Raw genomic sequence first — 12,277 nt, 5'->3', positions numbered from 1 at the left:
GGCAATGACCATGCAGGGTGGTATTCGTGTACGGCAGGCTGGGATGGTGCTGCTGATCAGTCTGGTGTTTCTGTTGGTGCTGTCGCAGGTGGGGCTGTCTTCGATACAGGCTGCGGTCTCCCAGCAAAAAGTCGCGAGCAGCCTGTGGCATCGCAATCAATCGTTTCAAACTGCCGAAAGCGGCCTGAGGTTGGGGGAGTTGGCCGTGCAAAAGGTTGGCCAGGCGATGCCTGTCTGCCACTCGATCACCCGCTGTGCGCCGCCTGCTGAGGCTTTTTCCTTGACGGCGGCCGGGACGAACCCTGCCTCGGCAGTCACCTGGCTTGCCTTGAAGGATGGTTTTTATGGCATTCAATCCCTCGGGGAGGGTAAAAGGCTGGCTCATTTGCCGCCCCGTTCCCCGGCCTCGCTTTTTCGTGTCACCTCGGTCGGGCTCGCGGGGCAATCGCGCACGGTGCTGGAGACGGTCTATGCACGGGTAGAGGAGGGCGGCCGCGTCAGGTTTCGACGGGTCTTATGGCGGCAACTTCAATAAGGAGCAATCGGATGGGCAAGGAGAGCCAGGGTTTTACCCTGATGGAGTTACTGATCGTCGTGGCGATCATCGCGTTGCTGGCCGGGATTGCGTATCCCGGGTACCTCGGGCAGGTAAAAAAGGTGTACCGGGCGCAGATCGTCGCGTTGTTGAGCGAACAAGCCCAGCATCTGGAGCGTTCTTACACGAGGAATGGCACTTTTATTGATGCGGGCGACGTCAGCGCGGGCAATGATCACTATAGAATCAGTGTCGTCCTGAACCCCCAGGATTTTGACCTGCTTGCCACACCTGCTACGGACTCGGTCATGGCGAACGACGCGTGCGCAGCCTTCAGCTTGACCAGCACTGGTATGCGCAGCAACCCGGGAGCGGAGCCTGAAATGTCGCCTAAGGTCTGCTGGGGGCAAGGATGAGCGTACTTGAAACCTGGGCGCCGGGTGTGCCTTTCCCTGTTTATCGGCTGGATCAAATGATGGCTAAGCAACAGCAAGTGGTGATTGTCGGCGGCGGAGTAATCGGGCTGTTGACGGCGTACAACCTCGCCAGTGAGGGCCAGGCGGTCACGCTGCTGGAGCGCGGTGGGCTTGGGCAGGAGTCTTCCTGGGCGGGCGGTGGGATTGTCTCGCCGTTATATCCGTGGCGCTATAGCCAGGCGGTCACGGCCTTGGCCCATTGGTCCCAGGATTTTTACCCGCAACTGGCGCAACGGCTGTTTGCAGCCACAGGCGTCGACCCAGAGGTACATACCACCGGTTTGTATTGGCTCGACCTGGATGACGAAGCGGATGCACTGGCCTGGGCTGCCCGTGAAGGGCGGCCGTTGAGCAAAGTGGACGTGTCGGCGGCCCATGACGCGGTGCCGGTGCTGGGGGGCGGCTACGCCCAGGCGATCTACATGGCCGACGTGGCCAACGTTCGCAACCCGCGCCTGGTCAAATCACTGAAGGCGGCGCTGCTGGCGTTGCCGAACGTGACGATTTACGAGCAATGCGATGTGTCGGGCTTTGTGCTCGGCGACGACAGGGTGGTGGGTGTGAATACCGCTACCGGCCAGGTTTTGGGAGATCAGGTGGTGCTTGCGGCCGGGGCCTGGAGCGGGCAGTTGCTGGGTACGCTGGGCTTGGGGCTGCCCGTGGAGCCGGTCAAGGGCCAAATGATCCTGTACAAATGCGCGTCCGACTTTTTATCCAGTATGGTCCTGGCCAAGGGGCGCTATGCGATCCCGCGGCGGGATGGGCACATCCTGATCGGCAGCACGTTGGAGCATGAAGGATTCGACAAGACGCCAACCGACATCGCGCTGGAAAGCCTCAAGGCGTCTGCGGTGGAACTGATTCCCGCCTTGGCGGACGCCGAGGTAGTCGGGCATTGGGCCGGTTTGCGGCCTGGCTCACCCGAAGGTATACCGTTTATCGGTGAGGTCCCTGGCTTCAAGGGGTTGTGGCTCAATTGCGGGCATTACCGCAATGGCCTGGTACTCGCACCAGCCTCTTGCCAGTTGTTCGCCGACTTGCTGCTGGCGCGGGCTCCGATCATCGATCCAGCGCCTTACGCCCCCGCAGGTCGCCTCAACGCTGGATAGACTTTGGCCCTTGTTCCAGGTGCGCCTGGGTGCAGTACCATTGCTGGCGTGAGCTCAGTGCGCGGTCCTGCGGCAGGTGCACGCCGCAGTGGGCGCAACGCACCATCAGGGCCGCATCTGGCTCGGCGGGCCGTTGCTGACGGGCGGCAGGGTTTTTGAATTTGCGCCAGAACCATACCGCGGCGGCAATGACGGCAATCCAGAACAGTAGACGAAGCATGATGGGCATTTCTCGACAAGGAATGCGCCAGTTTAGCCAAGGTGATCACGGCCGCACAGGGCAATAAATACTCGCTCATAAAAAAGGGAGCTCCTTGAGAGCTCCCTTTTTGCGTTGCGTCGAACAATCAGTCGAACACACCGAAGGTCATGTAGCTGAACCACGAACGGTCCTGGTTATCGCCCAGGGCTTGCGGCTCTTCTTCTTCGATCACATCGCCGTTCTCGTCGTGCGGCTTGAGCTCCGAAGGAATGGCGTCCTTGGCGTCCTGGTACATCTTGATCACGTCCTGGTTGGCGCGGGTTTCACCCGGCGGCAGCGGTGGACGGGACTCGATCAGGCCCAGGGTGTACTTGCTCAGCCACGAACGGTTGTCCGCTTCGGCAACCTGAGGCACGAACTGGCCGTCTTTCAGGCTCGGGTGGTCAGGGTAGTTGAGCTTCAGGGTTTCCAGGCTGGTGGTCGCCAGGGTGTCCAGGTGCAGGCGCTGGTAAGCCTCGGTCATCACGGCCAGGCCGTCGCCCACAGATGGGGTTTCCTGGAAGTTTTCCACCACGTAGCGGCCACGGTTGGCGGCTGCCACATAAGCCTGACGGGTCAGGTAGTAGTGGGCCACGTGGATCTCGTACGAAGCCAGCAGGTTGCGCAGGTAGATCATGCGCTGCTTGGCGTCCGGCGCGTAGCGGCTGTTGGGGTAGCGGCTGGTCAGCTGGGCGAACTCGTTATAGGAGTCGCGGGCAGCACCCGGGTCGCGCTTGGTCATGTCCAGCGGCAGGAAGCGCGCCAGCAGGCCAACATCCTGGTCGAACGAGGTCAGGCCCTTCATGTAGTAGGCGTAGTCCACGTTCGGGTGCTGCGGGTGCAGGCGGATGAAACGCTCGGCAGCGGACTTGGCAGCTTCCGGCTCGGCGTTCTTGTAGTTGGCGTAGATCAGCTCAAGCTGGGCCTGGTCGGCATAGCGGCCGAACGGGTAACGCGACTCCAATGCCTTCAGCTTCGCTGTGGCGCTGGTGAAGCTATTATTGTCCAAGTCTGTCTGAGCTTGCTGGTACAGCTCGACTTCGCTCAGGTTTTCGTCGACGACGTCCTTTGTTGACGAGCAAGCAGCAGTCATGGCGAGGATGGCGATCAGCAGCAGGTGTTTCACTTGCATGGCGGCTTGCGTCCCTATGACGGCCGCTGTCTTGGGCGGGGCCGTCCTGTTATGATGAGCGCCCCGTTGAAAGCCTCGGGGCAAAAGACGCCGTATTTAACCACAAGCGCGCAGCCGAAACCAAAGGCTACGCCACGCCTAGTCTGAGCATGTCCGATAAAATTGAACTTCGCGCAGAGGTGCCGTCCGAATTGGGCGGCCAACGCCTCGATCAAGTCGCCGCACAATTATTCGCTGAGCACTCGCGCTCGCGCCTTTCCGCCTGGATCAAAGACGGCCGCCTGACTGTGGATGGAGCGGTTATCCGCCCGCGAGACATAGTCCATGGCGGTGCGATTCTTGAGCTGACTGCCGAGCAGGAAGCCCAGGGAGAATGGGTCGCCCAGGACATCGAGCTGGATATCGTCTATGAAGACGACGACATCCTGGTCATCAACAAACCCGCAGGCCTGGTGGTTCACCCGGCCGCCGGGCACGCTGATGGCACCTTGCTCAATGCCCTGTTGCACCACGTGCCGGACATCATCAATGTGCCGCGCTGCGGCATCGTGCACCGTCTGGACAAGGACACCACCGGCCTTATGGTGGTAGCCAAGACCATTCAGGCGCAGACGCAACTGGTTACGCAATTGCAGAGCCGTAGCGTCAGCCGCATCTATGAGTGCATTGTGATCGGCGTTGTTGTGGCCGGTGGCAAGATCAACGCACCCATTGGTCGTCACGGCCAGCAGCGCCAGCGTATGGCGGTGATGGAGGGCGGCAAGCAAGCCGTCAGCCACTACCGTGTGCTGGAGCGTTTCCGCTCCCACACCCATGTGCGGGTCAAGCTGGAAACCGGGCGTACCCACCAGATTCGTGTGCACATGGCGCACATCAACTTCCCGTTGGTCGGCGATCCGGCCTACGGTGGTCGCTTCCGTATTCCGCCAGCGGCCAGCCAGACCATGGTTGAGTCGCTCAAGACGTTCCCGCGCCAGGCACTGCATGCACGCTTCCTGGAGCTGGATCATCCGACGAGCGGTAAGCGCATGAGCTGGGAATCGCCACTGCCAGACGATCTGGTGTGGCTGTTGTCGCTGCTCAAGCAGGATCGCGAGGCGTTTGTCGGATGAGTGACTGGCTGATACCTGACTGGCCCGCGCCGGCTCGGGTAAAAGCCTGCGTCACCACCCGTGCGGGCGGCGTCAGCCTGGCGCCGTTCGACAGCCTCAACCTGGGCGATCATGTCGAGGACAGCCTTGAGGCCGTCCTTGAAAATCGCCGTCGCCTGAGTGACGCCTTCGATATCCAGCCTGCCTGGTTGCGCCAAGTCCACGGTACTCGCGTGGTTGAGGCCGATCCGGGCCTTACTGTCGAGGCTGACGGCAGTTGGTCCAGCACCCCTGGCATCGCCTGCACATCCATGACCGCCGATTGCCTGCCGGCGCTGTTCTGTAATCGGGCGGGCACTCGGGTTGCCGCAGCCCATGCCGGTTGGCGTGGCTTGGCGGCTGGTGTGCTGGAGGCCGCGTTCGAAAGCCTGGATACCGCCCCTGAAGAGGTTCTGGTCTGGCTCGGCCCTGCCATTGGCCCACAAGCCTTTGAGGTCGGCCCGGAAGTGCGTGAAGCGTTCCTGCAGCAACTGCCGGCCACCGCCCAAGCCTTTGTTCCCAGCCACAACCCTGGCAAGTTCATGGCCGACATCTACCAGCTGGCGCGCCTGCGCCTGGCAGCGCGTGGTGTCACCGCTGTGTATGGTGGCGGTTTGTGCACTGTGACCGACCCGCGTTTCTTTTCTTATCGCCGCAGCCCGCGTACGGGCCGATTCGCCTCCCTTATCTGGCTTGAACGCTAGACTGTCCTGATCTGTATCAACCGTCCGCCGCTTGAAACGCCCAGAATCCACCCCATCTATAAGGGTATCTGGCAGGTTTCTTCATTCAGGATGTGTTTGTTCATAGCTCCGGCCTGCTCAAAAGGAAGGTGACTAATGCGTATTGATCGTTTAACCAGCAAATTGCAGTTGGCCTTGTCTGACTCTCAATCCTTGGCGGTGGGCCTCGACCACCCGGCCATTGAGCCTGCGCACTTGATGCAGGCGCTCCTGGAACAGCAAGGTGGCTCTATCAAACCCTTGCTGATGCAGGTGGGCTTTGACGTTAACAGCCTGCGCAAGGAGTTGAGCAAAGAGCTCGACCAACTGCCGAAAATCCAGAACCCCACCGGCGACGTGAATATGTCCCAGGATCTGGCGCGCCTGCTCAACCAGGCCGACCGCCTGGCCCAGCAGAAAGGTGACCAGTTCATCTCCAGCGAACTGGTGCTGCTCGCCGCCATGGACGACAACAGCAAACTCGGCAAATTGTTGCTGGGGCAGGGCGTGAGCAAGAAAGCCCTAGAAAACGCCATCAACAACCTGCGTGGCGGCGAAGCGGTCAACGACCCCAACCACGAGGAGTCGCGCCAGGCCCTGGACAAATACACCGTCGACCTGACCAAGCGTGCCGAAGAAGGCAAGCTGGACCCGGTGATCGGTCGTGACGATGAAATTCGTCGCACCATCCAGGTGTTGCAACGTCGCACCAAGAACAACCCGGTGCTGATCGGTGAACCTGGCGTGGGTAAAACCGCGATTGCCGAGGGCTTGGCCCAGCGCATCATTAATGGCGAGGTACCAGACGGCCTAAAAGGCAAGCGCCTGCTGTCTCTGGACATGGGCTCGCTGATTGCCGGTGCCAAGTTCCGGGGTGAGTTCGAAGAGCGCCTCAAATCCCTGCTTAACGAATTGTCGAAGCAGGAAGGGCAGATCATTCTGTTTATCGACGAACTGCACACCATGGTCGGCGCCGGTAAAGGCGAAGGCTCCATGGATGCCGGCAATATGCTCAAACCCGCCTTGGCGCGGGGGGAATTGCACTGCGTCGGTGCTACCACGCTCAACGAATACCGTCAGTACATCGAAAAGGACGCAGCCCTTGAGCGTCGCTTCCAGAAAGTCCTGGTGGAAGAGCCGAGCGAAGAAGACACCATCGCGATCCTGCGTGGCCTGAAAGAGCGCTATGAGGTTCACCATAAGGTGGCGATCACCGACGGTGCGATCATTGCGGCGGCCAAGTTGAGCCACCGCTATATCACTGATCGTCAGTTGCCGGACAAGGCTATCGACCTGATCGACGAAGCGGCCAGCCGCATCCGCATGGAGATCGACTCCAAGCCGGAAGTGCTGGATCGTTTGGATCGACGCCTGATTCAACTGAAAGTCGAATCCCAGGCGCTGAAGAAAGAAGAAGACGAAGCGGCCAAGAAACGCCTGGAAAAACTCCAGGAAGAAATTGTCCGCCTGGAACGTGAGTATTCGGACCTCGAAGAAATCTGGACCTCGGAAAAAGCCGAAGTACAGGGTTCGGCGCAGATCCAGCAAAAAATCGAGCAGTCCCGCCAGGAACTGGAAGCCGCGCGCCGTAAAGGCGACCTGAACCGCATGGCCGAGTTGCAGTACGGGGTGATCCCGGACCTGGAGCGCAGCCTGCAGATGGTCGACCAGCACGGCAAGCCTGAAAACCAGTTGCTGCGCAGCAAGGTGACCGAGGAAGAAATTGCCGAAGTGGTCTCCAAGTGGACCGGTATTCCGGTGTCGAAGATGCTCGAAGGCGAGCGCGACAAGTTGCTGAAGATGGAAAGCCTGTTGCATCAGCGCGTCATCGGCCAGGAAGAGGCGGTGGTGGCGGTGTCCAACGCGGTACGGCGTTCCCGGGCAGGCTTGTCCGACCCGAACCGTCCAAGTGGCTCGTTCATGTTCCTGGGCCCGACCGGTGTGGGTAAGACCGAGTTGTGCAAGGCTTTGGCCGAGTTCCTCTTTGATACGGAAGAGGCCATGGTGCGGATCGATATGTCCGAATTCATGGAGAAACACTCGGTGGCTCGCCTGATCGGTGCACCACCAGGCTATGTAGGCTACGAAGAGGGCGGTTATCTGACCGAAGCCGTGCGGCGCAAGCCTTACTCGGTGATCCTGCTGGATGAGGTCGAGAAGGCGCACCCGGATGTGTTCAACATCTTGCTGCAGGTGCTCGAAGATGGTCGCTTGACGGACAGCCACGGGCGTACGGTGGACTTCCGTAATACGGTGATCGTGATGACCTCCAACCTGGGCTCGGCGCAGATCCAGGAATTGGTGGGTGATCGTGAAGCCCAGCGTGCGGCGGTGATGGACGCGTTGACCACGCACTTCCGTCCGGAATTCATCAACCGGGTCGACGAAGTGGTGATCTTCGAGCCTCTGGCGCGGGATCAGATCGCGGGCATCACCGAGATCCAGTTGGGCCGCCTGCGTAGCCGCCTGGCTGAGCGCGAGCTGGACCTGGAGCTGAGCGGCGAAGCGTTGGATAAGCTGATCGCGGTCGGTTACGACCCAGTGTATGGCGCACGGCCACTTAAACGTGCGATCCAGCGCTGGATCGAGAACCCACTGGCGCAGTTGATCCTGTCGGGCAGCTTTATGCCTGGCACTCGCGTCACGGCGACGGTGAAAGACGACGAAATCGTCTTCCATTAAGCCCAGCGCTTGGCGTAAACAGAGAAGGCCCCGCATCGCGGGGCCTTTTTTTTCGATAGGGCGTTGAACTGTAAGGCAAAGGCTTGTAAAGTGCGCCCCGCAGCAACGTCAGCCCACGGGTTTCTTCTCCCCAAGAAGAAATCAGAAAGAAGCGCAAATCATTGTCTTAAAAGCAATTTAAAGGGTTGACAGGGGTTTTTAAGATTGTAGAATAGCGCGCCTCAGAGACGCTAACGTAGCGATACGGACAGGGTCGAAGAGGAAGCAACACAGCAGTAACTTTGAAATATGTAGTTCCGTGATAGCTCAGTCGGTAGAGCAAATGACTGTTAATCATTGGGTCCCAGGTTCGAGTCCTGGTCACGGAGCCAATTTCAAACCGGGGTATAGCGCAGTCCGGTAGCGCGCCTGCTTTGGGAGCAGGATGTCGGGAGTTCGAATCCCCCTACCCCGACCATATTTGGGTCGTTAGCTCAGTTGGTAGAGCAGTTGGCTTTTAACCAATTGGTCGTAGGTTCGAATCCCACACGACCCACCATTTTTGAGACCAGTTGACGCTGGAATCAAATCTTAGAATCAGAGGTTCTAGCTCTGATAGAGGCGGTTTTACGGTTTTGGAAAGTGTTACAGCACTTAGATATCGCCGTAGACATGCAGCCGTCTGAGGCGAACAGTAGTTTCGGTTCGTCATGATGTCAATGTGCATAGGCTTTGCGATGCGCATTCCGGGGTATAGCGCAGTCCGGTAGCGCGCCTGCTTTGGGAGCAGGATGTCGGGAGTTCGAATCCCCCTACCCCGACCATATTTAATGAAAAAGGCGTCTTTATGACGCCTTTTTTTGTGCCTTGAGCAAAGTCGTACCGTTCGTCTGGAAAAAATCCGGATTTCGACCTGGTTCTTTATTCCGGGCATGCGAAAGCCTCTGGCCAACCAGAATTCCCTATAGCCAGTGCGCTTTGATTATGAGCGTACTAGGGCGATGCTCTGGAAAATGATGAGCTTCGCATTGAATGCTCAGTTGAGGTGCGTTTCCTGAATGTGCCGACACCAAGCCCGCTCGCCATTAGCGTCAATAGTAGACTCTGCTCTACTTGATCTACTGGTGGGTCCATAGAGCATGTCATTGACTCGCGATGCAGTTGCGCAGATGCGAGCTCGAGAGCCTTCTGTAGCGCGCTTCGGCCAGTCGACTTGGTCCGCCGATCAATACTGACCTCTGTGCTGCTAGATTGTTGTGGAGCTGGCAGCTTCTTGGGCTCTGGTTGAGCGGTTTCCTGTGAATGCACACCTATTTTGGCGGGTAAGGGGGCAGAGGGTTTGCCACTTGGATCAACCCGTGTCACTCGGCTCAGAGCGCCCTGAGCCCGACTCCGCTCATGTAGAACAGCACGCATATGGTCGTAGTCCGCCTCTATGTAATTCATCGTTGTCGCTAGATTCGAATGATTCAGCAGGCTTTTCGTGAGATGAATGTTTCGCTCAGGCTGCTTCATCAAGTCTGTTGCTAATGTGTGCCTGAAGCGGTGAGGGGTCATGCGCACGCCGATCTTATCGGTGAGCTTGCCGTACATTGACTCCACCTGGTCGATGTTCATTTCCTTGCCATGGAAGTGACGAGAGAATCTGTTGACGTTGAACAGCTGATCGTCTGGTGAAAAACCGATTTTCTCGGCCTCCCCCAAGATCCTGGATAAGTGTGGAGCGAGTCCTTCCATAATGGGGAGGAAAAACTCCCGATGGGTCTTCTCTGTTTCACCGCGGACCAAGATCATCTGGCTGTCCCAGTCGATATCTTTGTAACGCAGGCACAGCAGGGCATTCAGACGTATGCCTGTGTAATAAAACATCTCGAAGACGCTGAGCCAGAACCAGGCAGGTGTGATCTGGCTACGTTCATGCGTACAACGTTCTTGGCCTACAAGGGATATGAGCCAGTTGCGTGCTCGTTGGATGGCGTCTCCATTGATTGTCTTGCTGGCTCGCTTTGGTGGGATAACGCTGGTTTTCTTGAATGGGTTGATCGTGGTATGGGTCATCAGGCCGTGTTCTATGGCGTAGCCCCAAACAGTTCGAAGGTGATTTGAATAGGTGTTCCAGCTGCGTTTGGATAATCCGTTCTCAAGGACTTTTTTTCGCCATGTCAGAACCGCACGATGATCGATCTCCTCAACTGAGGCCGTTCGGAAATGCTTGAGTAGTGCTTTGGTCGAGGCGCGATAGATCTTTGCACTGGCAGGCCGCAGATCATGGGCAAAGATGTATTCCTCCGTCAGATTCGAGGGCGTCGTCATTGTGGCGGCTCCGTTGCTTCTGACTTCAAGGACAGGCTGATATTGTCGAAAGGGACCTCAGAGAAGATTGTTCGCGGGTCTAGTAGTAAGTACCCCTTGAGCTGCTTGGATTTTCGAGGTCCAACAACGTCACAGGTCCAAATATTCAAACTCTTATGCGTTTTTCGATGAAGTTTCTGTTTCTCGAAACTACGTTGAACCAGCTGCCAGGCGCTGACTTGCTGTACTTTGGCTTGCTGTTCGATATGGGGGAATTCAAGGACGTAGCGTTTGAAAATTCCAGGCGTTACCAGCATAGCGGTCCCTGCTACGGTATGAACCAGCGCTTTGGTATCGTTGATAATGATGGTCCGGGATGCGATGCCTTTCTTAAGCCATTCAACAAATCCCTGACCGATCTCGGTGTTATTGCTAGGCATCGGAGTGACTTCTTCGATTATTGCTAAAGGCGCACCTCCTTGATTGGAGGTTTGGGAAGGCTGGATTTCATCCAGTTTCGGAGGCGCGGTATGTGCCGCTGAGACCGCTTTGTTTTTGGTGTCTTCTGATGGCTCATTGATGTTACCAAGGAGCGCCAGTAGCTCGTCAAATTCATCTGTACTGCTCGAGGAATGCTGAGGTAGTTCGAACGGTGATGGCTGTGCCGGTGCTAAAGGCGCCGGCACAGGGCTGGATTGAATTTCCGAAGGCAACTTTTTGGCCGGTGTGGCGACGGTATTTTCAGCTGCAGAGTCTTCTACCGGGTTGCCAGCTTCTACCTCAAGAGTCCCAGCGTAAGCTGTGGGCCGATCACTTGGATCATTCCAGATCAGTGCCGGTGAGAGCTTCAGCAGGGTGAAGGTGTTTCGCCAGCCACGACCATTGTCTATCGTGGCTTTCCAGATTGCCTTGTCTTGGGCATTGGTTTGGATTACCCCCTGATCTTGCAGCATGTTGAAGAAAGGCGCATTCGTACTGGGTACACCTTCAACGCCTTTGGTCAGCAAATAGGCTCGCAATTGATCAGCAATAGGCTTGCTAACCAGCCAAAGAGCATCCTGTGTCAGCCATCCATCTGACGGTCCATCGGGTTGATTCAGTTTGAATGTATCTCGGACCAGGTGACGCAACCCATCTGCTAATTGACGCTGCAAAGACTGTTTGGGCGCGGACAGCGCGCGGGCTGGATTTCCACCGAGCTCCTGTGCGACGGACGCCTGATCGGCCTTGACCACGATCTCTCCCAAAATGCCGGCATGTTCGTACTGACCAGCCAAAATGAAGATTAACTGCGACCACACTTCGGGGAAATTACTGAGCCAATCTAAGATTTCTGAGGAGAGGATCTGCGCGTAGATCAGTGCGGCAGCGGCTCCGTGAAGTTGGTAGTTGCGTCCTTTCACGTAACGGAATCGATAGGGACGATCGATTGGGCCGTGCCACGGGTGCCAGGTTTTACCTCCTGCCAGCTCGACGTGCACGTCGACGGCGATCTTGCCGAGGTCGTGTATCAGAGCGCCGTAAGCCGCGGCGGCAGTCCAGGCCTCAGCCTGTGCTGATTGAGACTCCGGCGGTGCGCCTATAGGAAGCAGGTAGCTCTGTCGAATTTTCAAGGCATAGGCGACGATTTCAAGCCCGTGATCCAGCATGCCGCCAGGGTGTGCATGATGGTGGTTTTGCGAAACAGGGAGCTGCTGGACCAACTCCGCGTAGCGCTCAAGTGGACGCCTATAGAGCTCGACAAACTGTGAGCGAGATAACGATGCGCGCTGCCAAATGTTCTCCAGTAGTTTCTGACGGCGCGGCGATGCCAGTAGTGCTTGGCTAGAGGCCGGCTGTATAAAACCGTTAGGGGAGGGGCTTTGGGCGGGTAGCGCTTTATTGCGGCGGAAAATAGAGAACATCGCCTGCTCCGTAAATGATTCATGGGGCAGGCTTTTCTCCTATCAAAGGGGGGGCGAGCAAGGGGAAAGGATCAC

General features: G+C 57.6%; 10 protein-coding genes and 4 tRNA genes. 10 read left to right on the top strand and 4 right to left on the bottom strand.

The window, feature by feature from the left end:
• Positions 1-4 precede the first annotated feature (4 nt).
• Genes CRN80_RS04400 through thiO form a run of 3 tightly spaced genes read left to right on the top strand, consistent with a single transcriptional unit; the run spans position 5 to position 2,120 of the window.
• A complete protein-coding gene (locus tag CRN80_RS04400) occupies positions 5-535 on the top strand; it encodes a PilX N-terminal domain-containing pilus assembly protein (protein ID WP_098949609.1) in 531 nt (176 codons plus the stop codon).
• An 11-nt stretch (positions 536-546) separates the two neighbouring features.
• Positions 547-951 (top strand): type IV pilin protein, encoded by a 405-nt coding sequence (locus CRN80_RS04395; RefSeq protein ID WP_098949608.1) that lies wholly within the window; start codon positions 547-549, stop codon positions 949-951.
• 59 nt (positions 952-1,010) lie between these two features.
• Complete coding sequence (thiO, locus tag CRN80_RS04390) at positions 1,011-2,120, top strand: glycine oxidase ThiO (protein WP_098949607.1); 1,110 nt, start codon at positions 1,011-1,013, stop codon at positions 2,118-2,120.
• Here the strand turns inward: thiO and CRN80_RS04385 are convergent.
• Together CRN80_RS04385 and CRN80_RS04380 are read right to left on the bottom strand one after the other, a co-directional pair.
• Positions 2,107-2,340, bottom strand: a complete 234-nt coding sequence (locus tag CRN80_RS04385; protein WP_032897621.1) for a PP0621 family protein — start codon at positions 2,338-2,340, stop codon at positions 2,107-2,109. The two genes, thiO and CRN80_RS04385, sit on opposite strands and share 14 nt — an antisense overlap.
• A 127-nt stretch (positions 2,341-2,467) precedes the next feature.
• A complete protein-coding gene (locus CRN80_RS04380; protein ID WP_032893630.1) occupies positions 2,468-3,493 on the bottom strand; it encodes an outer membrane protein assembly factor BamD in 1,026 nt (341 codons plus the stop codon).
• Positions 3,494-3,642: 149 nt separating this feature from the next.
• On the opposite strand from CRN80_RS04380, the gene rluD reads away from it, so the two are divergent.
• From rluD to CRN80_RS04345, 7 genes are all read left to right on the top strand, one after another.
• Positions 3,643-4,605 carry a 23S rRNA pseudouridine(1911/1915/1917) synthase RluD gene (rluD, locus tag CRN80_RS04375; RefSeq protein WP_003188422.1) on the top strand — a complete coding sequence of 321 codons (963 nt, stop codon included), beginning with the start codon at positions 3,643-3,645 and terminating at the stop codon, positions 4,603-4,605.
• Entirely contained in the window at positions 4,602-5,327 is a 726-nt protein-coding gene (pgeF, locus tag CRN80_RS04370; protein WP_098949606.1) for a peptidoglycan editing factor PgeF, read from the top strand. Before rluD ends, pgeF begins: the two co-directional genes overlap by 4 nt.
• Positions 5,328-5,462: 135 nt before the next feature.
• The gene (gene clpB, locus CRN80_RS04365) at positions 5,463-8,027 is read left to right on the top strand and encodes an ATP-dependent chaperone ClpB (protein ID WP_003188426.1); all 2,565 of its coding nucleotides are present in this window, start codon (positions 5,463-5,465) and stop codon (positions 8,025-8,027) included.
• 295 nt (positions 8,028-8,322) lie between these two features.
• Positions 8,323-8,398 (top strand) — tRNA-Asn (locus CRN80_RS04360).
• Between the two features lie 9 nt (positions 8,399-8,407).
• Positions 8,408-8,484 (top strand) — tRNA-Pro (locus CRN80_RS04355).
• A gap of 5 nt (positions 8,485-8,489) precedes the next feature.
• Positions 8,490-8,565 (top strand) — tRNA-Lys (locus CRN80_RS04350).
• 188 nt (positions 8,566-8,753) lie between these two features.
• A tRNA-Pro gene (locus CRN80_RS04345) sits at positions 8,754-8,830 on the top strand.
• Between the two features lie 169 nt (positions 8,831-8,999).
• Here the strand turns inward: CRN80_RS04345 and xerC are convergent.
• Together xerC and mobH are read right to left on the bottom strand one after the other, a co-directional pair.
• Positions 9,000-10,319 (bottom strand): tyrosine recombinase XerC, encoded by a 1,320-nt coding sequence (xerC, locus tag CRN80_RS04340; RefSeq protein ID WP_008432853.1) that lies wholly within the window; start codon positions 10,317-10,319, stop codon positions 9,000-9,002.
• Positions 10,316-12,202 carry a MobH family relaxase gene (mobH, locus tag CRN80_RS04335; RefSeq protein WP_098949605.1) on the bottom strand — a complete coding sequence of 629 codons (1,887 nt, stop codon included), beginning with the start codon at positions 12,200-12,202 and terminating at the stop codon, positions 10,316-10,318. The genes xerC and mobH overlap by 4 nt, the downstream gene beginning before the upstream one ends.
• Between the last annotated feature and the right edge of the window lie 75 nt (positions 12,203-12,277).

The organism is Pseudomonas sp. FDAARGOS_380, assembly GCF_002591235.1.
Taxonomy (GTDB): Bacteria; Pseudomonadota; Gammaproteobacteria; order Pseudomonadales; family Pseudomonadaceae; genus Aquipseudomonas; species Aquipseudomonas salmasensis.
The sequence above is the reverse complement of the archived record's forward strand: the minus strand, read 5'-3'. Positions and strand labels throughout refer to the sequence as shown.

Excerpts from the sequence above, each read along its gene's own strand:
- mobH (WP_098949605.1), bottom strand. The coding sequence starts at position 12,202 with ATGTTCTCTATTTTCCGCCGCAATAAAGCGCTACCCGCCCAAAGCCCC.
- CRN80_RS04395 (WP_098949608.1), top strand. The coding sequence starts at position 547 with ATGGGCAAGGAGAGCCAGGGTTTTACCCTGATGGAGTTACTGATCGTC.
- CRN80_RS04400 (WP_098949609.1), top strand. The coding sequence starts at position 5 with ATGACCATGCAGGGTGGTATTCGTGTACGGCAGGCTGGGATGGTGCTG.
- xerC (WP_008432853.1), bottom strand. The coding sequence starts at position 10,319 with ATGACGACGCCCTCGAATCTGACGGAGGAATACATCTTTGCCCATGAT.
- thiO (WP_098949607.1), top strand. The coding sequence starts at position 1,011 with ATGGCTAAGCAACAGCAAGTGGTGATTGTCGGCGGCGGAGTAATCGGG.
- CRN80_RS04385 (WP_032897621.1), bottom strand. The coding sequence starts at position 2,340 with ATGCTTCGTCTACTGTTCTGGATTGCCGTCATTGCCGCCGCGGTATGG.
- CRN80_RS04380 (WP_032893630.1), bottom strand. The coding sequence starts at position 3,493 with ATGCAAGTGAAACACCTGCTGCTGATCGCCATCCTCGCCATGACTGCT.
- pgeF (WP_098949606.1), top strand. The coding sequence starts at position 4,602 with ATGAGTGACTGGCTGATACCTGACTGGCCCGCGCCGGCTCGGGTAAAA.
- rluD (WP_003188422.1), top strand. The coding sequence starts at position 3,643 with ATGTCCGATAAAATTGAACTTCGCGCAGAGGTGCCGTCCGAATTGGGC.
- clpB (WP_003188426.1), top strand. The coding sequence starts at position 5,463 with ATGCGTATTGATCGTTTAACCAGCAAATTGCAGTTGGCCTTGTCTGAC.